At 62.9% G+C, this 25111-nt stretch carries 25 protein-coding genes; 3 read left to right on the top strand and 22 right to left on the bottom strand.

All coding sequences use genetic code 11. The features are described 5' to 3' along the window. Positions 1-41: 41 nt before the first annotated feature. The 7 genes from G9U53_RS30975 to G9U53_RS30945 form a co-directional block, all read right to left on the bottom strand. On the bottom strand, positions 42-467 hold the full coding sequence (locus G9U53_RS30975) for a TM2 domain-containing protein (protein ID WP_030536756.1): 426 nt from the start codon (positions 465-467) through the stop codon (positions 42-44). After that, positions 464-1537, bottom strand: coding sequence for a prolipoprotein diacylglyceryl transferase (lgt, locus tag G9U53_RS30970; RefSeq protein ID WP_180279703.1), 1074 nt, complete (start codon positions 1535-1537; stop codon positions 464-466). Before lgt ends, G9U53_RS30975 begins: the two co-directional genes overlap by 4 nt. Then, a complete protein-coding gene (gene trpA, locus G9U53_RS30965) occupies positions 1534-2337 on the bottom strand; it encodes a tryptophan synthase subunit alpha (protein WP_003944010.1) in 804 nt (267 codons plus the stop codon). The genes lgt and trpA overlap by 4 nt, the downstream gene beginning before the upstream one ends. Next, entirely contained in the window at positions 2334-3683 is a 1350-nt protein-coding gene (gene trpB, locus G9U53_RS30960; protein ID WP_165639863.1) for a tryptophan synthase subunit beta, read from the bottom strand. The genes trpA and trpB overlap by 4 nt, the downstream gene beginning before the upstream one ends. Before the next feature lie 74 nt (positions 3684-3757). Beyond that, on the bottom strand, positions 3758-4567 hold the full coding sequence (trpC, locus tag G9U53_RS30955; protein ID WP_003944016.1) for an indole-3-glycerol phosphate synthase TrpC: 810 nt from the start codon (positions 4565-4567) through the stop codon (positions 3758-3760). Positions 4568-4692: 125 nt separating this feature from the next. Further along, complete coding sequence (locus G9U53_RS30950) at positions 4693-5283, bottom strand: TIGR02234 family membrane protein (RefSeq protein ID WP_234552487.1); 591 nt, start codon at positions 5281-5283, stop codon at positions 4693-4695. A gap of 110 nt (positions 5284-5393) precedes the next feature. Further along, positions 5394-6980 (bottom strand): anthranilate synthase component I, encoded by a 1587-nt coding sequence (locus G9U53_RS30945; RefSeq protein WP_007728697.1) that lies wholly within the window; start codon positions 6978-6980, stop codon positions 5394-5396. A 57-nt stretch (positions 6981-7037) separates the two neighbouring features. Here G9U53_RS30945 and G9U53_RS30940 point away from each other — a divergent pair, with 57 nt between their 5' ends. Beyond that, positions 7038-7496, top strand: coding sequence for a peroxiredoxin (locus G9U53_RS30940; protein WP_007728696.1), 459 nt, complete (start codon positions 7038-7040; stop codon positions 7494-7496). A 40-nt stretch (positions 7497-7536) separates the two neighbouring features. Here the strand turns inward: G9U53_RS30940 and G9U53_RS30935 are convergent, their stop codons facing one another. After that, positions 7537-8319: a class III extradiol ring-cleavage dioxygenase gene (locus tag G9U53_RS30935; RefSeq protein WP_003944012.1), complete on the bottom strand. Its 783-nt coding sequence runs from the start codon at positions 8317-8319 to the stop codon at positions 7537-7539. A gap of 174 nt (positions 8320-8493) precedes the next feature. Between G9U53_RS30935 and G9U53_RS30930 the strand changes: the two genes are divergently transcribed. Further along, positions 8494-9003 (top strand): MarR family transcriptional regulator, encoded by a 510-nt coding sequence (locus G9U53_RS30930; protein WP_030536759.1) that lies wholly within the window; start codon positions 8494-8496, stop codon positions 9001-9003. Positions 9004-9031: 28 nt separating this feature from the next. On the opposite strand, the gene G9U53_RS30925 is transcribed toward G9U53_RS30930, so the two are convergent. Next, entirely contained in the window at positions 9032-10570 is a 1539-nt protein-coding gene (locus G9U53_RS30925; RefSeq protein ID WP_064689623.1) for an FAD-binding protein, read from the bottom strand. 197 nt (positions 10571-10767) lie between these two features. Here G9U53_RS30925 and G9U53_RS30920 point away from each other — a divergent pair, with 197 nt between their 5' ends. After that, the gene (locus G9U53_RS30920; RefSeq protein WP_003943994.1) at positions 10768-11358 is read left to right on the top strand and encodes a TetR family transcriptional regulator; all 591 of its coding nucleotides are present in this window, start codon (positions 10768-10770) and stop codon (positions 11356-11358) included. Here G9U53_RS30920 and G9U53_RS30915 read toward each other — a convergent pair. The 13 genes from G9U53_RS30915 to G9U53_RS30855 form a co-directional block, all read right to left on the bottom strand. After that, positions 11355-11813 (bottom strand): hypothetical protein, encoded by a 459-nt coding sequence (locus G9U53_RS30915; protein WP_207624740.1) that lies wholly within the window; start codon positions 11811-11813, stop codon positions 11355-11357. The two genes, G9U53_RS30920 and G9U53_RS30915, sit on opposite strands and share 4 nt — an antisense overlap. A 5-nt stretch (positions 11814-11818) precedes the next feature. After that, positions 11819-12355: a hypothetical protein gene (locus tag G9U53_RS30910; protein WP_233405721.1), complete on the bottom strand. Its 537-nt coding sequence runs from the start codon at positions 12353-12355 to the stop codon at positions 11819-11821. Next, positions 12322-13641: an MlaD family protein gene (locus G9U53_RS30905; RefSeq protein WP_042450461.1), complete on the bottom strand. Its 1320-nt coding sequence runs from the start codon at positions 13639-13641 to the stop codon at positions 12322-12324. Before G9U53_RS30905 ends, G9U53_RS30910 begins: the two co-directional genes overlap by 34 nt. Beyond that, entirely contained in the window at positions 13638-14771 is a 1134-nt protein-coding gene (locus G9U53_RS30900) for an MCE family protein (protein WP_207624737.1), read from the bottom strand. The genes G9U53_RS30905 and G9U53_RS30900 overlap by 4 nt, the downstream gene beginning before the upstream one ends. Then, positions 14768-16030 carry an MCE family protein gene (locus G9U53_RS30895; protein WP_165639861.1) on the bottom strand — a complete coding sequence of 421 codons (1263 nt, stop codon included), beginning with the start codon at positions 16028-16030 and terminating at the stop codon, positions 14768-14770. Before G9U53_RS30895 ends, G9U53_RS30900 begins: the two co-directional genes overlap by 4 nt. Then, entirely contained in the window at positions 16030-17043 is a 1014-nt protein-coding gene (locus G9U53_RS30890) for an MCE family protein (RefSeq protein WP_050794052.1), read from the bottom strand. The genes G9U53_RS30895 and G9U53_RS30890 overlap by 1 nt, the downstream gene beginning before the upstream one ends. A 5-nt stretch (positions 17044-17048) precedes the next feature. Continuing rightward, on the bottom strand, positions 17049-18071 hold the full coding sequence (locus G9U53_RS30885; protein WP_165639860.1) for an MlaD family protein: 1023 nt from the start codon (positions 18069-18071) through the stop codon (positions 17049-17051). Then, entirely contained in the window at positions 18068-19237 is a 1170-nt protein-coding gene (locus G9U53_RS30880) for an MCE family protein (protein ID WP_064689619.1), read from the bottom strand. The genes G9U53_RS30885 and G9U53_RS30880 overlap by 4 nt, the downstream gene beginning before the upstream one ends. Positions 19238-19246: 9 nt before the next feature. Next, the gene (locus G9U53_RS30875) at positions 19247-20119 is read right to left on the bottom strand and encodes an ABC transporter permease (protein ID WP_003944051.1); all 873 of its coding nucleotides are present in this window, start codon (positions 20117-20119) and stop codon (positions 19247-19249) included. Then, a complete protein-coding gene (locus G9U53_RS30870; RefSeq protein WP_231915201.1) occupies positions 20116-20829 on the bottom strand; it encodes an ABC transporter permease in 714 nt (237 codons plus the stop codon). Before G9U53_RS30870 ends, G9U53_RS30875 begins: the two co-directional genes overlap by 4 nt. 61 nt (positions 20830-20890) lie before the next feature. Continuing rightward, positions 20891-22144, bottom strand: coding sequence for a cytochrome P450 (locus G9U53_RS30865; RefSeq protein WP_030536770.1), 1254 nt, complete (start codon positions 22142-22144; stop codon positions 20891-20893). A 53-nt stretch (positions 22145-22197) separates the two neighbouring features. Next, positions 22198-23835, bottom strand: a complete 1638-nt coding sequence (locus G9U53_RS30860; RefSeq protein WP_165639859.1) for an acyl-CoA synthetase — start codon at positions 23833-23835, stop codon at positions 22198-22200. 26 nt (positions 23836-23861) lie between these two features. Beyond that, a complete protein-coding gene (locus G9U53_RS30855) occupies positions 23862-25109 on the bottom strand; it encodes a hypothetical protein (protein WP_003944063.1) in 1248 nt (415 codons plus the stop codon). Between the last annotated feature and the right edge of the window lie 2 nt (positions 25110-25111).

The raw sequence follows: 25111 nt of genomic DNA, 5'->3' as shown, positions 1-25111 counted from the left end.
GCCAGTCCCCCACACATGTTTCCTCGGTTCGCGCTCGCGACTCATCCTCGCAATGGCCGGCGAGCACCGTCCCGCGCATTGCCCGAAAGTATCACGATGCCGTCGACGAACGCCCAGATCCAGATTCCGATCGCAAATGGAATTCCGATGAGGAACGCCGACATGAACAGCGCGAAGAACATGCCGAGCAGTTGGCACAATCCGATGCCGACACTTCCGATATAGAGGCGCCCGACTCCACAGATTCCGAAGAAGCCCAGCAAGATCTGCAACAGTCCAGCGGTGGCCTTCGACTTGTCGGAATACGGTTCCCCGGTTACCGGGTGCCGACCGTACGGGGCGTAGGGATCTCCGAACCCGTACATCGATGGAGGCGGCAATGGCTGCTGATATCCGTACGGATTGGGCGCGCCGTAGACCGGTCCCTGATCCTCGGGGAATCCCCCCTGCGAATAGGGACCTGTCACGGCTTGTCTTTCTTCGACAGCTTCACCGCGTCCGACGACTCATCCGACGCTGCCGTGGAGGCGCTTGCCTCACTGGAAGCGGATTCAGCAGCATCGGATTCAGAATCTTCAGCGTCGGCGACTTTCGCGTCGGCCTTCGCCGAATCAGTTTCGGTAACTGGCGCCGCGACTCCTGCTTCGCCGGCAGCTACCGCAGCGACGTAGTCCTTCGACTTCAAATCAGCCGGATCCTCACGACCCTTCTTCGCCAGGAAGAAGTAGGCCAGTGCGGCGAAGAACACGATCCCCGAAGTGAATGTGTTGACGCGAATGCCGGCGATCTCGTAGGCGAAATCGTCGCGCATCAGTTCGACGACGAACCGGCCCAGGCAATAGCCCGCGACGTACAGAGCAAACAGGCGTCCGTGGCCGATCTTGAATCGGCGGTCGACGAGGACCAGCAGGATCACGATCAGGACGTTCCACACAGCTTCGTAGAGGAACGTCGGGTGAACGACCCGAATGACTTCTCCGTTGGAGACACCTGCCAGTTGATCGAGCTGGCCGGAAGAGTTCACACGCTCGAAGATCTCGAGGCCCCATGGGACGGTGGTCTCGCGACCGTACAACTCCTGGTTGAAGTAGTTGCCGATACGACCGATGGCCTGCGCGAGCAAGATTCCGGGCGCAATCGCATCACCGAGCGCGGACACCGGAATGCCGCGTCGACGGCAGCCGATCCACGCACCGATGCCGCCGAGGAACACTGCTCCCCAGATTCCGAGGCCTCCCTGCCACACCTTGAGTGCGTCGAGTGGCTGACCGTTCTCGCCGAAATAGGCGGGCCAGTCGGTCAAAACGTGGTAGAGCCTGCCACCGATCAGACCGAAGGGAACGGCCCAGATCGCGATGTCGAGAACGGTCCCCTTCTCGCCGCCGCGGGCGACCCAACGACGATCTCCCCACACGATCGCGACGATGATGCCGAGGATGATGAAGAGCGCGTAGGCGCGAAGCGCCACCGGTCCGACGTACCAGACGCCTTGGGGCGGGCTGGGGATATAGGCCAGCAGGTCCACAGTTGAGGTCACGACGCCACGGTAGCCGAGCGGACGCCCTCGGCGAGTTCTTCGGTGAGCGAGCGAACCGCTCCCAGGCCGTTCTCGACCGCGGAGACCAGAGCCGAGCCGACGATGACGGCATCGGCGTATGCCGCGATTTCGGCAGCCTGTGCGCCGGAGCGAACTCCCAATCCGACGCCGACGGGAATGTCGGAATGCGCGCGGATTCGTGCGGTCAGTTCCGGAGCCATCGAAGACACGGCGTCGCGAGCGCCGGTGACACCCATCGTCGAGGCCGCGTAGATGAATCCACTACTCGCATCGAGTGTCATCGCGAGTCGTTCTTCCGTCGAGGACGGAGCGACAAGGAAGATCCGGTCGAGGTGGTGCTCCTCGGATGCTTCCATCCAGGCGCCGGCTTCTTCCGGAATGAGGTTGGGGGTGATCAGTCCGAGCCCGCCGGCGGAAGCGAGGTCTCGTGCGAACTTGTCGACGCCGTACTGCAGTACCGGGTTCCAGTACGTCATCACGACGGCCTTGCCGCCGACCGAACTGATCTGCTCGATCACGGTGAAGATGTCGCGAAGGCGAACGCCGTTGGTGAGTGCAGTTTCGGCTGCACGCTGGATGGTCGGACCGTCCATGACCGGATCGGAATACGCGACACCGACTTCGATGATGTCGCAGCCACCGTCGACCATCGCCTTGAACACGTCGATCGATTCGGGAACGGTCGGATAACCGGCAGGCAGGTAACCGACGAGGGCGGCACGCTTGTCAGCCTTGCAGGCGGCAAAGGTGGGTGCGAGGCGTGATGGTCGTTCGCTCACTTGTCCGAGCCTTCCGTGTTGTCGTTCTCGTCTGCTGCATCATCCGGAGCGGCTGCCTGACCTGGGGCGCCGTCGAAAAGACCGAACCAGCTTGCGGCGGTGTCCATGTCCTTGTCACCGCGACCGGAGAGATTGACGACGATGATCGCGCCCTCACCGAGTTCTTTGCCCAGTCGGAGTGCGCCGGCGACGGCGTGGGCCGATTCGATGGCCGGGATGATGCCCTCGCGGCGCGAGAGCAGCAGCAGCGCATCCATGGCTTCACTGTCGGTGACGGGTTCGTAGGTCGCACGCCCGATATCGCTCAGGTAAGCGTGCTCGGGTCCGACGCCCGGGTAGTCCAGACCAGCAGAGATCGAGTGCGATTCGATGGTCTGACCGTCTTCGTCCTGGAGGAGGTAGGAGTAGGCACCCTGGAATGCACCAGGGGTACCGCCGGCGAACGTTGCTGCATGCCTTCCGGTTTCGACACCGTCGCCGGCCGCTTCGTAGCCAACCAGCCGTACCGACAGATCGTCGATGAACGGGTGGAAGATTCCGATTGCGTTGGAGCCGCCTCCGACGCAGGCTGTGACTGCATCGGGCAGGCGGCCGGTCAGTGCCTGAACCTGGACGCGTGTTTCGAGGCCGACCACTCGCTGGAAGTCCCGAACGATGGTGGGGAACGGGTGCGGGCCTGCCGCGGTACCGAAGCAGTAATAGGTGTTGTCCGCGTGGGAAACCCAGTCGCGCAAGGCTTCGTTGATCGCGTCCTTGAGCGTGCGCGAACCGGTCTCGACCGAAACGACCTCCGCGCCGAGCAGGCGCATGCGTGCGACGTTCAGTGCTTGACGTTCGGTGTCGACAGCACCCATGTAGATGACGCACTCGAGACCGAGCAGTGCACAGGCGGTTGCCGATGCCACACCGTGCTGGCCCGCTCCGGTCTCGGCGATGATGCGGGTCTTGCCCATACGCTTTGCCAGCAGAACCTGACCGAGAACGTTGTTGATCTTGTGAGAACCGGTGTGGTTCAGATCTTCACGCTTGAGAAGGATGCGCGCACCGCCGGCGAACTCGCTCATTCGCGTTGCCTCGAAAATCGGCGACGGGCGCCCGGTGTAATCGCGCTGCAAGCGGTCGAGTTCGTTCAAGAACGTGTCGTCCGCTCGAGCCTTTTCGTACTCCGCAGTGACTTCGTCGATAACCGCCATGAGGGCTTCCGGCACATGCCGTCCGCCGTAGACGCCGAAATGGCCTCCGGCGTCGGGATCGTGGGAGCGCTCGGTGAGTCCCGCGCTGGCCGGCGGCAGATTGCCGCCCTTGAATATTGCACCGGAGCCTGGTTCCTGAGTACGTGAAGTCACCCCACCAGTCTGCCCCAACGGTGTCGCTGGTCACCGCCCGGGTGCATCAAAGCACGCCGGGCGGGTGAAGCGATTTATCGAGACGGTTTGGGGCAGGACGGGTGCGCACCTGCATTGACCAGATCTGCGACGGCCTTGCGAGGGTCGCCGCTGGTCACGAGGCCTTCACCGACGAGCACTGCGTCGGCGCCCGCCCCGGCGTACGCCAACAGATCGGCAGTTCCGCGAACACCGGACTCGGCAATCTTGATCGTCTCGGTCGGAAGACCGGGAGCGATGCGACCGAAGGTGTTCTTGTCCACCTCGAGAGTCTTGAGATTGCGGGCGTTCACACCGATCACCTTGGCGCCGGCTTCGAGCGCGCGGTTGGCTTCTTCCTCCGTGTGCACCTCGACGAGGGCAGTCATTCCCAGAGATTCGGTGCGATCGATCAACGAGGCGAGCGCCTGCTGCTCGAGTGCCGCGACGATCAGCAAGATGACGTCGGCGCCGTGAGCGCGAGCCTCGTGAATCTGGTACGGCCCCACGATGAAGTCCTTGCGGAGCACCGGAATGGTGACCGCTTTACGGACTGCGTCCAGGTCGGCCAACGAGCCGTGAAAACGGCGCTCTTCGGTGAGAACACTGATGATGCGTGCGCCACCGGCTTGGTACGCCGCGGCAAGCTCAGCGGGATCGGCAATGTCGGCCAACGCACCCTTTGACGGGCTCGCTCGCTTGACCTCGGCGATGACGCCGATGCTCGATTCCAGAAGTGCTGCTGCAGCATCGAGTGCAGGCGGTGCAGCGGCCGCAGCAGCCTTGACTGCAGCGAAGTCGAGTACGGCTTCGCGGGCGGCGACATCAGCGCGCACCCCGTCGAGAATCGAGTCGAGTACGGTCATCGTGGCCCGAATCCTTTCTGGGCAAGAGCCCGATGTGAGATACGTCATCAGGGTGGTCTCAGCCTAGTGGGACGAAATTTTGCTACTCCGTCGGGGTACCCACGCAGGTGAGGGTTCAGTCTTACTCAGTGGGACGACCCCGGTTTCGCGCCGTTGTCTCCCCCAACTCCGTCGTCCCCGTCAGTCGCTGTCGGGTCCTCTCCGGCGTCGAGCGCATCCCACAACATCCGTTGTGTCACAGGCTCGTCCGATGCGGGTTTGTCTCCCTGACCGAGCTTGGCTGCGGCCTCGCGGCGCGCGGCAGGGTTGTCGTATTTCGACGACAACCCGCCTCGCACTGGAGGTTTGCGCATCAGAAGTGCCGCCGCGCCGAGCGCCGCCACCGCTCCGACCAACGCAAGCAAGGCAGGCAATACCGAAACAGTCGTCGAGAGATCTTCCGGGTGACCGGACAACTCGGCCAAGTCCACCGCTCGGTCCGCAGAGGCTCCGGACACCAACAACTGCACTGCCGGAACCGCTACCGCGACGGCGACGAGGGCAACCAACAGTCCGACTACCCGAAGTGCCCAACCTCGCACCGCAAACGACGCCGCGATCGCCGCCAGAAGCGCGAGCGCGAGCGGAGTCATCGCCGCCGCCCAGGTGCTGCCGTCGAGATCCGTCGTCCTCTCCAGCGTCTTGCCGTCGCTCGAGGTCAGATGAACCCACGTCATTCGTGAGCTGCCCCACAGAGCTGCTGCCGACAACGCCAGCAGAAGCGTTCTCGGCACGGCGGTGCCACGAGAAACGCTTGTAGGCTCCGCTGCACTCGACTCGTTCTCACTCACTGATCGTCACCTCCGATGGTGCGCAGGGTGTGCGCCGACGCAATCGCGCTCAGCACTGCCATCGCCTTGTTGCGGGCCTCGGTGTCCTCGTAGACCGGATCCGAGTCGGCGACGACGCCGGCGCCCGCCTGGACGTATCCGATCCCGTCCTTGATCAATGCCGTTCGGATCGCGATCGCGGTGTCGGCGTCGCCGGCGAAGTCGAGGTAGCCGACGATGCCGCCGTAGATACCGCGCCTGGTCGGTTCCAGTTCTTCGATCAGCTGCATCGCTCGGACCTTGGGTGCCCCCGAGAGGGTTCCAGCGGGGAAGCATGCGGTGACGGCGTCGAGAGCGTGCTTTCCCTCGGCCAGATGTCCGGTGACCGTCGATACGAGATGCATCACGTGGCTGTACCGCTCGATGTGCCGGTAGTCGTGCACCTTCACCGTGCCCGGGCGACAGACACGACCCAGATCGTTTCGCCCCAGATCGACGAGCATGAGGTGCTCGGAGTTTTCCTTCTCGTCGGCGAGGAGATCTTTCTCGAGCAGGATGTCGTCCTCCTCTGTGGCACCGCGCCATCTGGTTCCAGCGATCGGGTGTGTTGTCGCGACGCCCTCGGCGACGGTTACCAGTGCCTCAGGGCTCGAACCGACGATCGAAAACGCCGTCTCTCCATCACCGTTCGGCACGTTGAGCAGATACATGTACGGGCTGGGGTTCGACGCTCGCAGCATCCGGTACACGTCGATCGGTGCTGCAGTGCAATCGATCTCGAATCGCTGCGAGAGAACTACCTGGAATGCCTCGCCCGCTTCGATGTCGCCGATCAACTTTTCGACATCGACACCGAAGCTCTCGGTGGTGCGCTGACGACGGTAGTTCGGAGTCGCTTTCGAAAATGTCGACACCGTCGATTTCGCCGGCGCCGCGAGAGCACGAGTCATCGCGTCCAACCTTGCGACTGCGTCGTCGTACGCCGTGTCGACGCGCTCGTCCGTGCCGTCCCAGTTGACGGCATTGGCGATGAGGGTGATCGCCCCTTCGTGGTGATCGACTGCGGCGATGTCGGCGGCAAGCAGCATGACCATCTCGGGGATCTGCAGGTCGTCGACCGCGGAGTCACCCAATCTCTCGAGGCGCCGCACCGCGTCGTAGCCGAGGAATCCGACCATTCCGCCAGTCAGCGGGGGCAGGTCGGGCAGCCGCTCCGAACGAAGCAGCTCGAGGGTGGCACCGAGCGCGTCGATCGGGTCGCCGCCGGCCGGAGCGCCGGCCGGAACGTTGCCGTACCAGGCCGCCTCTCCGTCCACGACGGTCAGTGCAGCCGGACTTCCGACGCCGATGAACGACCACCGCGACCACGAACGACCGTTCTCGGCCGACTCGAGCAAGAAGGTGCCTGGACGATTGCCGGCCAACTTCTCGTATGCCGAGAGCGGAGTTTCGGAGTCCGCCAACACTTTCCGAGTGACCGGAACGACCCGGTGCTCAGCTGCGAGGGCACGGAACTGCTCCCGGGTGGTGGTGGAATCGGACGCGTCACCGACGATCGCGGTGTCGGACGACCGTGCGGACATGGAGGTGGGCTCGCCGTGCATGCCTCCATCATCCCAGGCTCCCCCACACGGTCGTCGTGCGCGGGTAACCTCGGCCGAATGAAACCAGGCCAACTCGCTCCCGATTTCTCACTGCCCGACCAGGACGGGACTCCGCGCTCGCTGACGAGCCTGCTCGAGAACGGACCCCTGGTCCTCTTCTTCTACCCGGCAGCCTCGACGCCGGTGTGCACCGCCGAGGCGTGCCACTTCCGTGACCTCGGCAGCGAATTCGCCGCGGTGGGCGCTTCGCGAGCGGGCATCAGCACCGATACGGTCGAAGCTCAGTCCACCTTTGCCACCGCACAATCCTTCGACTACCCCCTACTCGCCGACACCGACGGCAAGGTAGCCGAACAGTTCGGCGTCAAGCGCGGACTCCTGGGCAAGTTGGCTCCGGTCAAACGCTCGACCTTCGTGATCGACACCGACCGCACCGTCCTCAAAGTCATCTCGAGTGAACTACGCGCCAACACCCACGGCGACCAGGCGCTCGAGTTCCTTCGCAATCGAAGCTGACCCACCTGGGCGACCTGATTCTCTGCGCGATTTGAAATCTCTAGGCGACCTGAATCGAGCGCTTCGCAAGCCCCATCCAGAATCCGTCGATCACCTGGGTGGGCACCTGTTCCGGATCGGATGACGCACCGAGCGTGACGAACAACGGGGCGAAGTGCTCGATGGTCGGATGCGCGTACGGCATCCCGGGAGCTTGAGCGCGGAAGTCGATCAAGGAATCGACGTCACCGGCAGCGAACCTCTCCCCTGCCCACGCGTCGAATTCCGCCGACCATCCCGGGGCCTGCGCCTCCGGTGACGGATCGCGCAGGAACGGTAGCCCGTGCGTGGTGAATCCGGATCCCACGATCAGTACACCTTGCTCACGGAGTGGCCGTAGGCGCTGTCCGAGATGGAGCAAACGCTCGGGATCGAGGGTGGGCAGCGAAATTTGCAGTACCGGGATGTCTGCGTCCGGGTACATCACCGTGAGCGGCACGTAGGCACCGTGATCCAGGCCTCGATTCGGCTGCTGAACCACGCGTTCGTTGTCCGGCATCAACGCGGCAACCTGGGCGGCGAGTTCCGGAGCGCCGGGAGAGTTGTACTTCGCGCGGTAGAACCTCTCGGGAAAACCACCGAAGTCGTAGATGAGCGGGGTGCCCGTGGTCGTCGATCCGATCGTCAGCGGTGCTGATTCCCAGTGCGCCGATACGACGAGGATTGCCGTCGGCCGCGGAAGGTCGCCGGCCCACGCCCCCAACTGGTCGACCCACAACGCGCTGTCCACCAGCGGCGGAGCACCGTGGCTGAGATACAGCGCAGGCATGGTTGTGGTGGACATACGGACTCCTCGGGATAGACATTCGTCGCAAGTTGAAGATTCAACCTAATATAGAACTCAACACTTGCGTCCCGCAACTATTCCCCGCAGGATTCTTCTGGACATGCGTCTGAGACGCTGTACACAAGCACGCTCCGTGCACGAAGAATGCTCGACCCGAAGGAGAAGTCACCGATGAGTGAACCGACCGCGCAGCCCGACGCGCAGTCTCAGACGAAGTGGCTCACAGCCGAGCAGCAAGAAGCATGGCTGACACTGATCGCTCTCGTGACACGGTTGCCTGCCGCACTCGACACTCAACTACAACGCGATTCGGCACTCACACACTTCGAATACTTCGTACTCGCGGCACTCTCGGACGCCCCCGACCACAAGCTCCAGTTGTCGGTACTGGCCCAGCGCGCGAACGCGTCCCTGTCCCGCCTCTCGCACGTGATCACGAAGATGGAGAAGGCCGGCTGGGTGAAACGGGAAGTCATTCGTGGCAGCCGCGGCTCCAACGCAGTGCTCACCGATGAGGGAATGGCAAAGGTGGTCGCGGCCGCACCGCCGCACGTCGCCTCAGTTCAAGGTCTCCTCTTCGAGGGCCTCGACGATCGCCAGGTCGCCCAGCTTTCGTCGTTGGGTACAGCAATGCTCACCCAACTGGACAAGGGAATCGCCGCCGGACTCGGCAAGGCCTGACCACATCCCCGAGACGAGCGACTGATGATCAAGACGGCAGCTTCGCGAGGTCGAGTGCAGCCAAGTGACTGAACAGCATGCTCGCTCCGATCGGGTTTCCACCGCCGGGGTACGTAGTCCCGCTGGCCGCTGCCATCGTGTTCCCCGCCGCGTACAACCCGGCAATCGCCGTACCGTCGGCTTTGAGCACCCTCCCGGTCGCGTCGGTCCGTAGACCACCTTTGGTCCCGAGGTCGGAGATGCCGAAAGCGGCAGCGTGAAACGGCCCTTGATCGATCGGTACGAGCGGCGAAGCCCCCTCGGAGAAGGCGCGGTCGTACGCAGTGTCTCCTCGACCGAAGTCCGTGTCGACGCCAGTCGCCGCAAACGCGTTGAATCGCTTCACGGTCTCCACCAGTTCCGCTGCGGGAACATCAATCTGGGCAGCGAGGTCTTCGAGTGTCTGTGCACTCTTCCACAACCCCGCAGCCACATACTGCTCCGTCTGGGCCATGGGTACGTTGGGTGCCTTCACCGGCGGCACTGCGCCTTCTCTGTTGTCGTAGATCATCCAGTACGGCGTGGTTACTTTCCCTGCCCGCATGTGTTCGATGACGGCGCGACCCAAGCGGTCGTACGGCGCTGATTCGTTGACGAATCGACGACCGTCGTCGTCCACGAAGATTCCGCCGGTGAACCACAGCGCAAACGCGGAGCGCCCATCTGGATGGGTGAGTCCCGGCGACCACCAGGCCTCGCCCATCAGGTCGGTGTCGGCACCCGCGGCGACCGCCGCCTGGTGCGCCTTCCCGAGGTTGCCGGGGCAGCCCATCGTGTCGAGAGCGGATCCGGGGACACCGAATTCGGCACGCATGGTCTCGTTCTGCTCGAATCCACCGGCGGCGAGGATCACTCCTCTGCGTGCCTGAATGGTTCGACGCCGACCATCTCGGTCGACGACGGCTCCGACCACCACCCCGTCCTCGACAACCAGTTCCTCGAGAGTGGTCTTCAGGTGCATGGTGGCGTTCGGGAGTTCCGCAAGAGCCAACAGGAATCGACCGATCAACGACTGGCCGCCGACGAGGTACTTCGGCAACTCCTCCCCCAGCCGTTCCGTCGCCAGCGGCGGACGAAGCGAATCACGAAGGGCACCCAGCTTGTTCGCGTTCATCGGCTTGGGAACAATGTGCCGTCCACTCGCTCGAGCCTTGGGCTCTTCACCGAAGTAGTCGGGCCACGGCAGTATCTGAAACTCGAAGTTCGAGTCCTCTTCGAGGTAGTCGATCAACCCGGCGCCACCTCGAACGTAGGCTTCCTGAACGTCGGCGGGCGTACGATCACCCACCACTGATCGGTAGTACTCCAGCGCATCCTCGATGGTGTCGTCGTCCCCGCCCCGACGAAGAACGGCGTTGCACGGGAACCACATTCCGCCGCCGCCCGAGTACGCCGTTGTTCCGCCGTACTTGTCGGTTGCTTCGATCGCAATGACGTCGAGGCCTTCGCGGGCTGCCGTGTACGCGCCGGTGAGTCCGCCGCCTGATCCCACAGCGAGTACGTCGCACGTCTCGTCCCACTTCGTCATCGTCAGCCTCTCTGATTCTGGGCACAGTTTCCGAACATGTTCTAGAAATCGTTCTAACACATGGACTTAGCGATCGCGGGGGTTCGAAATTCTGTCCCACCGAGCGGGAGCGAGACATGACGCCGAGCGGGAGCGAGAACGAGCGGAGATAGCGCACACTTTGCCCGCACGGGTCCGATCCCGTAGTGTCTGGACACATGTCTGGTAAGACCAAGTTCGAGTCCACTCGCCGCCGACTGACCCAGCAGCAAGCCGAAACCGTCGATCGATTGACCGCGGCAGCGATCACGGTCCTGCGCGACAAAGGGTTTGCCGATCTGACCGTGCGGATGGTGGCAGCAGAAGCCGGTGTCGCCGCGGCTACGGCATACACCTATTTCTCGTCCAAGAGTCACCTTGTGGCAGAACTGTTCTGGCGTCGCCTCGACGCGGTACCCCACGAGCCCTCCCCGGAGGCGGAACGGGAAGCGCAGGTCTGTTCGGTCCTGCGCAGCGTCGCACTGCTCGTCTCCGACGAACCGGAGCTGGCGGCGGCAGTGACCACGGCGATGATGGGCAACGATCCCGACGTCGAACACCTCCGCGGACGTATCGGCAAGAACATCCGCGAGCGGCTCATCGAGGCGCTGGGGCCGTCATACGATCCCGACGTACTCGAAGCACTCGAAATCTCCTGGTCCGGAGCGCTTGTCCGAGCCGGCATGGGTTACGAGTCCTATTCGCAGATCGCAGACCGGCTCGAAGTCACTGCCAGGCTGATCATGGCGGGCCGCGACAACCTTCACTAGACGGGGGTCATGGCACTCACCAGCCATGTGCCGTCGACTCGATCGAGTGTCACCTCGACTCGGCTCGACGTCGACGCTGGTGCCGGCCGCGCGATACTCGTCGTGATCTGATCGACGAACAGGAGCAATTCCGCTCGGTCTGCAGCAGCGGAGAGCACTCCCACGTCGACTACTCGCGCCTTCGTGCTGATTCCTTGCTCCTTCGACTGGGGTGCAACGGTTTTCGATCCGAATTCAGCGAAGCGGTCCTGAAATGTTCCACTTGCGCCCTCGGCAGCATGTGCAAGATCCTCGTCCACCGTGTCGCTGTTGTAGCTCAAGAGATTCTCGACGAGCATCGGCGCCACACCGATCACCTCGACACGTGCGGTTTCAGCGGCTGCCGAACGGTGGTGACTCCAGAGCAGAGTCCCGCCGACTCCCATCAAGACCAACGCTGCAAGCGCTATGACCATGCGCTTCACGGGACGAACTCCACACTCGACATCAGTACCCGCCCGTCGACGTCCTCGACACCGACGCGCAGACGGTAGGTTCGCGCCGAAGACTCTCCCGCTGAATTGGCGACCTGAGCCGATGCCGCGATCAGTACCACCCCCGAGGTTCCGGATTCCGATGCCAGGGCTGCGGTGTCGACACGCCCGTCGGAATCGACGGCAAAATCACGGATGGACGCGACGAACGCAGATTCGCCGGACTTCAGTTCGTCGGCAAAGGCTCCCGTACTCAGGGCCTGTAGCGTCGCGAGATTCTCGTCGACTGTGGCAGAGTGAACGTCGATCAGAGCGAGGGCTCCTGCGACCGCACCGTCGACGTACTCTTGACGCTGGGTCTCGCGCGCCCGGTCGGATTGAACTGCCAGAGCACCGAAGACCACAACGACGCTCAGAGCCGCGAGTGCGATCCATGCCAAGGCAGTGAGAACACCGCGTTTCCCTAGGACCGGCTCGAGCACCTCGCCTCTCAACGATTCGTCGGCGTCAGCAACTGTTGCCACGGCTCACCCTCCCCCGAATCGGAAGCAGCAGGAGCTAATTCCGTGTGTTGATAGTCGACACCGTCAGGCCCGGTGTACAACTCGCCGGGAGCATTGGTCCCCGACGGCACGTACGCTTCGGGGCTCCGACAGATCTCCGGGCTCGGTGCTCGTTTGCCCGGTACCTCCATACAGGGAATGTTCCGGGATCCACGAACTGCGAAGACCGAGTTCTGCGGAACTTTGCAGTACAGATCAGCCGGGGTGTCCGGCACACTCATCTGGGTCGGGTCCCGTCGCTGATCGGCCGGAAGGTAACCGGTCGAGCACGCCGCGGGGTCCTGCGCTTGGAGGTGGAAGTTGACGTTCGCGGCGCCGTCCACCTGCCCGCGTTGGACAACGGTTTCCTGTGCCGCAACCAGTGGCGGCAAGATGACGAGCACCTGCTCCAACCCGGCGTTGTACGTCAAAGCCACCTGAGCGGTGCTGGTGAAATTGGCAAGCAGCACAGGCAAAGTGGGCTTGAGGCCTTGAAACAGCAGGTCGGCTTCAGTCGCGAAGCCCGGTCCGGTCTCGAGGATATTGCGCACGGACCCGTCGGCGACCGCCAACTGTCCACTGAGTTGAGCGACACTGGACGCCCACTGGCGAATCTGATCGCCCGTCACCACCTGTGTCTGCAGGAGCGGATCCAACTGCTGTACGAGCGTCGTAGCCGGCGTTGTGGCAGCGGACATCTGATCGACGAACGAAGTGGTCGAATCCAGCAGACGAGCCAGATCCTCGCCCCTGCCTCCGAAAGCTGCCGCGGACTCGTCGATCACCGATCGCAACTTGTCCTGCGGTACGGATGCGAGCATCGCCTGCGCCTGATCGAGGACCGGTCCGATCTCGGTCGGGATCGTGACAGCGTCGGGGCCGATCACGTCTCCGTCGGTCAGAAAGGGTCCGTCCGCGGTGCTCGGTTGCATGTCGACGTATTGCTCGCCGATTGCCGACACGCTTCGCACCGCTACTGTGAGCCCGCTGGAGGGAACGGGAACCGCACTCTCCAAAGATAATTCGGCGCGTACCACTCCCGGAGACAGACGCACCGACCTGACCTGACCGATGGTGTCGCCGCGATAGGTCACGTTCGCGTTCCGATACAGGCCGCCGGCGTCGGGCAGTTCGACTGTCACCGAGTAGCGCCCGATGCCGAGCATGGTCGGAACTCTCAGGTACGAGATAGCCGCTGCGCTCATGCCTATCACCGCCAGGATCGCGAAGATCGTCAATTGCCTTCGCACCAACTTCGTGAGAATCATCGTCCACCTCCCTGGGCGGGTTGCGCTGTGCCAGGTGGGCCGGGCTGCCCTGTGCCGAGTGGGGCGGTCAAGGGATCGACCAGTACTCCGTTCTCCACGGGGGTTTGCGGCGCCCCGAACGGAGTGCCGAAGCCGAGCCCCGACTGGAGACGATTACTCGTGAGGTCGATCAGCGCCCACAGATTGGTGTAATCGCCGCGCATTCCGTCGTCGATGGTCGTCTGAGGGAAGGGAAAGGTACTCAGGTTGCCCAAATTGTTGATCAGGTCCGGCCCCGTTTCGACCACCTTCTGCAGCGTCGATTCCAAGGAGCTCAAATTGGCTTTCAGATCGTCGCGGGTCCGATCGACCAGATCGGTCCCGACGTCCCCGAACCTGCCGACCGCATCGAGGGCGGTGGTCAGGTCGACGCGTTGGGCGCTCAGTTCCGCCAAGGCTGGATCGAGGGTCTCCAACGCCTCACCGAGAACGTCTCGCTGAGCCGTGATCTCGCCGGCGAACACGTCGAGATTCTCCATGGTCGTGACTATCGCCTCGCGTTGACGGTCGAGTGTCTCGGTCACGGTGTCCATCTGGCTCAGCAGGTCGCGCGCCGCATCCGTCCGTCCGCCGAGAGCAGTGTTCAGCTCCGTGGTGATGCTGTGAATCTGGGCCAGCCCACCGCCGTTGAGCACCAAGGACAGTGCGGTCAACGCTTCCTCGGTGGTGGGATAGACACTGGCCGATGCAAGGGGAATCACGGATCCCTCCGACAACCGCCCTTCCGGCGCCACCTCGGTGGGCGGCGCGAGCGCGACGTGTTTGGATCCGAGCAGACTGGTTTGGCCGATCGTGGCAGTCGCGTTGGCGGGCAGCGACACCGAGCCGTCGAGCGCAACCGTCACCCGTGCGTGCCAGTTGTCGGTCTCGATCGCACTGATACTTCCGACTGTCACGTCGTTGACCATGACCGGAGAGTTGGGACTGATCGACGTGACGTCGGGCATCTCGATCACGACCGAGAAACTTCCCTCACCGCGGCCGGCCGCGCCTGGCAGCGACACCGAATTCAGCCCGCTCCATTGACAACCCGTCAGAACGAGCACGGCGCTCGCCGCCACACACACTGTTCCCCACCAGCGGGCAGTCATCGTGATCCTGTCGACGGCATGAGCAAGCCGGTCAGATCAGACGCCACCGGTACCGTCGGAAAGCTCAAGGCGCCAGTCGGTTCCAGATCAGGCTCGCTGTACACCAGTTGGTCCGGAAGAGCGCCGAGCGCCCGGGTCGGATTGATGCTCAGGTCCGGGTAGTTGGCCTTGATCGTGTTGAGCAACGGGCCGAGGTATTCGATGCACAAATCCGCGCCCTTCTTCGAGGTGTCGTTGGCCAGGCCGGCGATTCCGCCGCAGATCAAGTCGATCGGGTTGCCGACGTTCTGGAATGCGGGCACACCCACCATCGCTCCTTGGGCCGGCCGGTAGACGTTGTAGTAGTTCGACAACGCTGTCGGAGCCAGATGCAGTACCTTCTCGAGACCTGCGCGCTTGTCGACCAGTACCTGGGACACGTCGGCCAACTTCGCGATCTGCTCCGTCAAGCCGGTTCGGTTCTGTTCGACGAACCGCTGTACGTCGACGACGGCGGCGTCCAGATCGGCGAGAGCCGGAGCCAATTGCGTCCGGCTCTCGGCGAGCACACTCGAGACATTTGCCAGTCGTCCTTGGAACTGAACGATCTGTTCGTCGCTTGCGGCGAGTGCGGTCGTGAAGGTCTGCAGGCCGCGGATGGTGCCGAACAGATCGGCTCCGCCTTCGTCGAGTGTGCTCATAGCCTCCGAGAGTTCGGTCACCGAGCGCCCCAGCGCTTCCCCGTTGCCGGCCAGTGCGGATCCGGCACCGTCGAGGAAGTTGGCGGCGGGACCGCGATCGTCCCCGACGGGACCCAAAGCATCGGCAGCCCGGCCCAGCTGTTCCTTGATCTGGTCCCACTCGACCGGGACGGCCGTTCTGTCGAGTGGGATCTCCGCACCGTCATTCAGTGCGTCGGCGCCGTCCGTCACCGCCGGCGTCAACTGCACGAAGCGGGCCGAGACCAGCGACTGGGCAACGATCACCGCTTTCGCGTCCTCGGCGACGGGAACCTCGCGCGCCAGTTTCAGTTCGACGCGCATTCGATCTCCCTGTGGGGCGATCGCGGTGACGCGGCCGACGTCGACTCCCACGACACGAACGTCGTCACCGACATACAGACCGGTCGTCGAGGTGAAGTAGGCCGTCACGTTGTAGTAGCGCAGATGTTGCACCGCAAGGTATCCCGACACGACGACGATCGCCGCACCGATGACGCTTCCACCAACGACGGCGATTCGACGCCAGTTCACCGGTTTGCGAACTCGTAAGGCACCCATCATCGAACCTCCGGAATCGGTAGCGGCGCAGGTGGTAGCCCGAACATCGCGTTGATCAACGGTTGGGTGTATTGCGCTGGCACCAGGTTCTGAACGTAGGCGTAGTAGAAGGGGCCGCTGGCCACGGTGTCACCGAGCGTGCCCACGTACGTACCGAGACCGTCGATTCCCTGAGAAAGGTTGTCCTTGTTGTTCTGCAGAATTCCGACAACCGTGTCGAGTTTGCCGAGGACCGGCTGCAATTGCGCCTCGTTGTCGTGGACGAGTCCGCTCAGCTGGGTCGACAACGCCGAGATGTTCGTGATCACTTCCCCCAGCGCCGCCTGTCGCCGATCCAGTTCTCCCAACAAGGCGTTGCCGTCGACGAGTAGCGCGTTGACCTGTGGTCCACGCTCGGCCAGCGTCCCGGCGACGTCGTTTGCATCGGACAGCAAGGTGCGCAACATGTCGTCGCGTCTATTGACGCTGTCGGAGATCCGTGCGACACCGTCCAGCGCCGGCCTCAGGTTCGGCGCACTGTCGGACATCACCTGCCCCACTGCGTCGAGCGATTCGGAGAGTTGGTCGAGATCGATGTCCTCGACCGTCGTGGTGAGGTCACCGAGCACGTCGGGCAGCGAGTACGCCGATCTTGTTCGCTCGACCGGGATCTCGCCGCCGACCGCGATCCTTCCCGGACCGTCCAGATCGAGCGATACCGCTCGCTTGCCGAGCAACGACATCGTGGTGACGGCCGCCGATGTGCTTTCTCCCAAACCGATCGAGCCTTCCAGTGTGAAATCCACGCGCGCAAGTCCGTGCTCGACCTCGATCCGATCCACCGTTCCGATCTTCACTCCGGCGGCGTTGACTTCGTCTCCCGGCGCGAGACCGCTGGCGTCGGCGAACACCGCGCTGTACCCGACACCCGATTTCAGGAACTGCAGATTCTGATACTGGAGCGATGCCAATACGACGGCGGCCGTGACGACCAATCCCACGACCCCCACGCGTACGGCCTGGCTCTGTGCCATCTCTCTCATCGTGGTGCGCACCTTCCGGTCGTCTGATCCACCAGGTCGACAGTGAGCGGCGTACCGTCGGCACCGTCGACCTTCAGTGCGATTCCGCACAGATAGAAGTTGAAGAACGACCCGTACGAGCCGACTCGGATCAGCTGCTTGTAGTTCGAGGGCATGGACGCGAGAATCCGATCGAGCTCACTCTGTTGCTCGATCAGCGGATTCAGGCTTGCGTCCAGCTTCGACAGGTTTCCCGCGATGTCCGGGCGAACTCCGGCGAGGAGATCGGCGAAGGCGCCTGATGCGGTGTTCACACTCTCGACGGCAGTCCCGATCATCTCCCGGTCCGCCGCGAGCCCGCTGACCAGCTGTTGTAGGTGATCGAGAGTGTCACTGAACTGACCACCGCGGCTGCGCAATTCGCTGAGCACACCGTCGAGGTTGCCGATCACTCGACCGATCAGTTGGTCGCGGTCTGCGAGAGTGTTCGTAATCGATCCGGTGTGCGCCAGCACCGATGCCACAGTTCCGGACTGGCCTTGAAACACCTCGAGCAAGGACATCGACAACGCGTTGACCTGCTCCGGGTCCAGGGCTTGAAACAGCGGCTTGAAACCACCGAGTAGCGCATCGAGGTCGAGTGCCGGTGCGGTGCGATCGACGGGGATGCTCTCGCCCTCCGGTTGCGGTTCCGCGATCCCCGGATCGTCGAGCAGTTCGAGGTATCGATTACCCACCAGATCCTGATATCGAACAGCGGCTCTGGTCGATACGGTCACGGTGTCACCCGTATCCACACTGAAACTCACGTGGGCACGGTGATTCCCACCGAATTCGACGGAGCCGACAGAACCGACCGGTACACCGGCGATGCGCACCTTGTCGCCGGCTCTGAGCCCGGAGGCGTTGACGAACTCCGCCGAGTACGACCTCGCGTCGCCACCTCGCATCTGGCCGAACACGAGGATCAGCCCAGCGTTGACGAGGATCATCACCAGAACAAAAATTCCGAACTTGACGGTGTACCCACGAACTCTCATCGGATCTCCGTCCCGAACAGGTAGCTCATCAGATCCGGGACCGTGTTCATCGGTTGCCCACCATTCGGCTGACGCTCGGGCGCAAACGGATTCACCCCGGTGTCGGTCACCAGGTACGGAGCATTGACGTTCGGGTCGCGCAGTGGAAGGCCCATACACTGCGGGCCACCTGTTGCCGCGACCTTCGGGAGGTCGTCGGGATATCGGTACGGTTCGGTTCCGGCGATCAGACCGATCGACATCTTGATTCCTGGTTGTCCGTTGTAGGCGCCGTCGCCGATCTTCTTGCTCTCCTGCAGTCCGTGGAACATGCAGGGAATCACCGGGGAGTATTCCTCGAGCAGTGCGGTGGTCGGCCGCAGTAACGACAGAACGGTGTCGATACCGGCGGCGTTGGCTCCCAGTACATCTTCTCCGGTGCGGGCGACCCCGATCACGTTGAGCAAGAGGAGATCAAGATTCTGCTGCTCGTCGAGAACAGTGGTTCCCGTCGTCGTGAGCGAGTCGAGGGTGTCCATCAAGTCGAGAACAGCGTCGCGGTAGGTCTGTGTGACGGCTGGTAAATCCGTCAACACATGATCGAGAGCCTCACGTGCAGTGTTGAATTCGAGCAAGGAGGAATCTGCTTGTTCGAGTGCGACCCCGAGCCGTTCGCCGCGTCCTTGCAGAGCAGTCGAGAGGGCACCCAATGTCGAATCGAGTTTGCCCGGGTCCACCGTCCGGAGCACGGTGGTGAGTTTCTCGAACACCGTGTTCAGCTCGACGGTCACCCGGGATGCGTCGATCGTCGCTCCGGCGGCAAGTCGCGCACTACTCGGCTGCTCCGGCGAGGACAGGCTGACGAACTTCGCGCCGAAGGCCGTGTTCGACGTGATCGCCACATTCACGTTTGACGGAATCGACTCGAGCGCTTCGGGATCGATCGACAACGACAGTTGTGCGGTGGCGTCGTCAGTCGGCGTGATGGACTCCACCGAGCCCACGGTCACCCCGGCCATCTTCACCCGCGCGCCCGGATCCATCACGAGCCCCGCGCGCTCCGCGATCACCGTGATCGGGACGCGAGCGACAAACACCTGGTTGAAAGACGCGACCGACAACGCGATGACCCCGACGATCGCCGCAGCCAAGCCCAGAGCAGCCAACTTGTAGCCGTATCTGTGCACGCAGTCCCCCTAACCGGACAGATTGAAGTTGCCGGAACCGCCGTAGAGCGCGAGTGAGACGAGCAGGGTCACCGCCACGACGCAGATCAGCGAGAGCCGAACCCCGCGGCCCACTGCAGTTCCCACGCCCGACGGTCCCCCGGACGCGTTGTATCCGTAGTACGTGTGGATCAGCATCACCAGTAGTGCCATCACGAGCACTTGAACGAAGGACCATGCGACGTCGACCGGATCGAGGAACGTCGTGAAGTAGTGGTCGTAAAGACCGGAGGACTGACCGAACAGCACGACCGTGGTGAATCGTCCGGCCAGAAATGATCCCACGAGCGCCAGTGAGTACAGCGGCAAGATCGCGATCATCCCTGCGGTGACGCGGGTGCTGACGACGTACGGGACCGAACTGATCGCCATCGATTCGAGAGCGTCGATTTCCTCACTGATGCGCATGGCACCGATCTGCGCGGTCGAACCTGCGCCGATCGTGGCCGACAGGCCGATTCCCGCGATGACCGGCGCAGCGATACGAACGTTGATGAAGGCGGAGAAGAAACCGGTGAGCGCTTCGACTCCGATATTTCCCAGTGAGCTGAAACCTTGGATCGCAATGGTGCCGCCCGAGGCGAGAGTCAAAAATCCTACGACCGCAACCGTGCCGCCGATCACTGCCAAAGCTCCGGTGCCCATGCTGATCTCGGCTACCAGCCGCAGTACTTCTTTCGGGTGTTTGCGGATTGCCCACGGGATGTGAGCGATGGCGCGCGCGAAGAAGACAGCTTGTCGCCCGACGTCGTCGATCGAGCGTGACGTTCGAGCCACCCGCGCCCGCGTGCGTCCGAACTTGCCGATTTGTGCCAGCGAATCCGACAGCGTCACCTCGATCACCCCGCCGTCAATCGGATGCCGACCGCGGTGACGATGGTGTTGACGACGAACAACGCCATGAATGCGTACACCACCGTTTCGTTGACGGCCTCCCCCACGCCTTTCGGCCCACCCCGTACCGACAGTCCGCGATAGCAGGCCACCAATCCCGCCAGCATCCCGAACAGTGCAGCTTTGACCATCGACAACGCCACCTCGGGCAGGCCGGTCAGCAACGTGATTCCCTCGACGAAGGCGCCAGGGTTCACGCCCTGGAGAAACACCGAGAAGGCGTAACCGCCGGCGATGCCGATGACACAGACGAGTCCGTTGAGCAGCAAAGCCACCACGGTCGACGCGACCACCCGCGGAATCACCAGCCGAGTGATCGGATCGATCCCGAGCACCTCCATGGCGTCGATCTCTTCACGAATCGTTCTCGATCCCAGATCGGCGGCGATGGCTGTCGCGCCCGCACCTGCCACGATCAGCACCGTCACCACCGGACCGACCTGAGTCACGGCACCGAGCGCGGCCCCGGCGCCGCTGAGGTCGGCGGCACCGATTTCGCGGAGAAGGATGTTGAGGGTGAAACTCACCAGGACCGTGAACGGCACGGCTACCAACACTGTCGGCACGATCGACACCCGGGCGATCATCCAACTCTGCTCGAGAAACTCTTGCACCTGAAAGCGGTTGCGGAACAAGCCCACTGCGACATCGGCACCCATCCGGTAGAACTGGCCGAGTTCGCGCATCGGGCCCGCAAGTGCAACTCTTCCGCTGTACACGTCAATGCCCCGAAGGACATGACGTGGAGTTGCCGTAGTCGACCTTGAATTCCTTGATCCCGTTGAGCCAACCGGACGAGAGCCTGCTCGGATCGCCGAGCTTGCTGATGTCGGGCATGTGATCGGCGATCTTGCCGAAGATCAGATCGACCTCCATTCTGGCCAGGTTGGCGCCGACGCAGTAGTGCGGCCCGGTTCCTCCGAACGCGAGGTGCGGGTTCGGGTCTCGGGTGATGTCGAAGACGTCGGGGTTCCCGAAGACGGTTTCGTCGAAGTTCGCCGAGCCGTAGAGCAGTACGACGCGCTGCCCCTTCGCAATCGCAGTGCCGGCAATCTGTGTGTCCACCACTGCTGTTCGTTGCATCGACGTCAGTGGCGAAGCCCAGCGGATGATCTCGTCCGCGGCGGTGCGCGGACGCTCGCGCTTGTACAGTTCCCACTGATCCGGATGCTCGAGAAATGCCATCATGCCGAGTGTCGTTGCGTTTCGCGTCGTTTCGTTGCCCGCGACAGCCAACATGATGACGAAGAAACCGAACTGTTCCGGGGTGAGTTTCTGCCCGTCGATGTCGGCATGCACCAAGCGCGAGATGATGTCGTCGAGCGGTTCCTCCCGTCTCGCCTCAGCCAGTTGATAGGCGTAGCCCAATATCTGCGCCGACGCCATCCGAGACTCGCCGGCGAGTGACTCGTCGTCGTATCCCGTCATCTGATTCGACCATTCGTACAGCTGACGGCGCCCGTCCTGCGGTACACCGATCAGCTCCGAGATCGCCTGCATGGGTAACTCGCTGGCGACCTGGCTGACAAAATCACCGCTACCTTCCGCCACGGCAGCCGACGCTATGTCTTCTGCCCGCGCTTCCAACCCGGCCCGCATCGCTTCCACCGACCGCGGAGTGAACAAGCGTGCCACCAACTTGCGCAGCTGTGTGTGCTCAGGGGCGTCCTTGTTGATGAGGACGTGTTTTGTCGCCTCCAACTCCTCCGCCGAGATGTTGTCTTCATGCCGCGGAATGCAGCCGTTGACGTTGCTCGAGAACTCCTCGCTGCGCAACGAGACGTCGCGGACGTCTGCGTGGCGGGAGACAACCCAACAACCACCGTCGTGAAATCCGCCGGTACCCGGTTCCTGGGCGTTCCACCAGACCGGAGCGCATCGTCGTAGTTCGGCGAACTCGGCAAGCGGGACGCGCTCGCCGTACAGATGTGGGTCGGTCACGTCGAACCCGTCGGGAAGGTCGATCTCAGGCATTGCAGATGCTCCTTTACGGATGGGTGCCGGGTGCCGGGTGTTGCGTGTGAGCGCTAGTCGATCCGGTGGACCGGGTCGCTGTTCTGTGAGAACTCCTTGGCCCAGCGGTAGTCCGGCTTGCCGCTCGGCGCTCGAACGACCTCGTCGGCGATCCAGAAGGAACGCGGAATCTTGTAGCCGGCGAGGTGACTGCGGGCGTGCTTCTCGATGGATTCGAAATCCGGTTCCACACCGTCGCGGATGCGAAGCACTGCCGCCACCCGATTGCCCCACCGCTCGTCCGAAACACCGATCACTGTCGCGTCGTAGATGTCGGGATGGGCCTTCACCACGGCTTCGACTTCTTCCACGAAGACCTTCTCGCCGCCGGTGTTGACCACCATGTTTCCCCGTCCGAGGAGGGTGACCGAGCCGTCGTCCTCGATCCGCGCCCGGTCTCCGGTCACCACTGCCCGCGCGCCGTTCACCTCGCGGAATATCTCGGCCGACTTCACCGGATCGTTGTAGTAGCCGAGTGGAACGTTTCCGAGTTTCGCCAGCCATCCTTCGGCGCCCGAGCCCGGCTCCAACACTCGGTTGTCGTCGTCGACGACGACCGTGAATCTGTTGGCGCCCACTTTGGGTCCGCCACGCTGCTCGAGCCCCTTGGTTGCGAATCCGATTCCGCCGAAGCCTGTTTCGGACGATCCAACCGAATCGGAGATCATCAGATTCGGAAAGACGTCGAAGAACGCATCTTTGACCGATCCGGAGAAGAGCGCAGCGCCGGAGGCGAGCACAGCCAGGCTCGACCCATCCGGTTGCAATTCGTGATGGGCTTCGACCAGTGGACGGCCCATGGCGTCGCCGGTGATGACCATGACCTGCGGCCGATACTCGGCGACGACTTTCCAGACCTGTGCCGCATCGAACTTCGGTTCGAAGATGACGGTGTTTCCGGAGAACAGAGCGTTGAACGTCGGCATCAGTGCCGAGGTGTGGATCAGCGGTGGAAGCATGCACCACCGCATCGGTTCGGCTGCCGCGGCGCCACCGCGCGACTGCTGGTACTCGTCGGCGATCGGCTCACCCGAATAGAAGTCGTAACCGCCGGCCAATACGCGCCAGATGTCTTCCTGCCGCCAGACGACGCCTTTCGGTCGTCCGGTTGTTCCGCCGGTGTAGAGAACGTAGACGTCATCGCCGGAACGCTCGGGAAATGCATGTTCACCTGTGCGAAGCGAGGATTGGTTGCCGAGCGCATCCTCGTACGCCACTGCCCCCGGAATCGACGGTTCGTTCCCGAGAGCGAGTTCGTCCGCCGCCTCGATCACGTACTTGACCCGCGGCGTGGCCACCAAGGCCTCGGCGACCCGCTCAGCGAAACCACGATGGAAAACCAACGCCGTGAGATCCGCGTTCTCGTACAGATAAACCAATTCGTCGCTCGTGTAGCGGTAGTTCACCGTGATGGGAACGCCGCGGATCTTGAAGGCCGCGAGGACAGCAACCATCGCCTCGATCGAGTTGTGCAGTTGAATACCGATGTGCGAACCGACACCCAACCCGACGGACTGGAAGTAATGCGCCAATCGGTTGGCCCGCTCGTCGAGCTCACGGTATGTCACCTCCTCGCCGGAAACGATCAGCGCGAGGCGATCGGGCATCACATCGACGGAATGCTCGAACAGGTCTGCAAACGTGTACGCCATAGGTTGAGTCCTTCGGGTTCGGCCGGTCAGACGACGAAGAGAGGCAAGGGGATTCCGCGATCTTCGAATACGAATGCCGCGCCGGTACTGACCTTCGTGATGGCGACTTCGACGCATTCCGGAGCGGGAGCTTCGGTGATGTCGACGGCCAGAAGAAGCCCCGCGGCATCTTCGGCCACCACTCTCACGGTGAAGTGCGGATTCACGCCGCGGACCAAAGCTTGGAGAGGATCGAGGTGCTCGCTGCCGAGCAAGGTCGGCCAACCGCCGTCGCGGTCGACAAGAGCTTCTCGCGAGATCCGCAGCTCCAGAGCACCGCCGTCCTGTCGAATCTCGCTCTCCACATACTGCTTCGGATTCAGCAAGGGATGCACGGACAGGACCAATGCCAACGATTCCAGCGTCGAAGGAAGCCCGAGCGCATCTCGAATACGCTGTGCCGCAACTCCCGCGATTCCGGTCAATTGCTTTCGCGTGATCTCGCGAGCCTTGTCTTCGTCGGCACGGCGGCGAACCGCTGCCAGAAAGCCCAACGCCAACAGATGATGCTGCACGCAGATCTCCTCTGCGATACGAACCAAGGCTGATCGCGAGAAGTCGGAAAACCTCAGGTCGGACAACAACGGACCCGAGTAGTCCGCCCTACCGTCCCCACCGTGATCGATCGGGCTCAGCTCGACCGTCACCGCGGCGGTGCGTCCGATCTGCTCGGTGTGCGCGGTCATCACGGGAGGCGTGTGCGACGGGTCGATGGAAACGGTCCAGGCGCAGTGCGGATGTCGGTCGGCGGGCCTGCGCGGTGGTCGGTGAATCGGCCGGATCTGGGCGCGCGGGTTGGTCGCGATGGCCGTTGCATCGAAAGTCGGATCCTCGATGTCGTGACACATCGAGGTCACGAACTCATCGCCCAACGGCTCGACGTCCATGAGTGCTCCGCAATGGTCGAGCCAGAATTCACCGTGCAGCGGATCGTCGACCCGGTATCGGAAGTCCATGAACTGTGGAGGAGCGCCGATGTCGAGTTGTAATCCTTTGAAGATCGTCACGACGTCGTCGCCCTCGTATCCGAGAGCCTTCTGCATGCGGCGGGTGTACCAGGGGCTGGCCGACTCCCACTCCTCGACGGCCACCTGTGCCATACCCTCGCGTCCGAATTCGACGATCAGATGCGCCATGCCCGAGCGATCGATCAGCTGCCCGCACAGGAGCAACTCGGGCACCAGCACGGCAAGGTCGCGCTGAGAGAGTGCCTCGAAGGAATCGCGCACCGGCATCG

Source organism: Rhodococcus sp. D-46 (genome assembly GCF_011290655.1).
GTDB lineage: Bacteria > Actinomycetota > Actinomycetes > Mycobacteriales > Mycobacteriaceae > Rhodococcus_F > Rhodococcus_F qingshengii.
The sequence above is the reverse complement of the archived record's forward strand: the minus strand, read 5'-3'. Positions and strand labels throughout refer to the sequence as shown.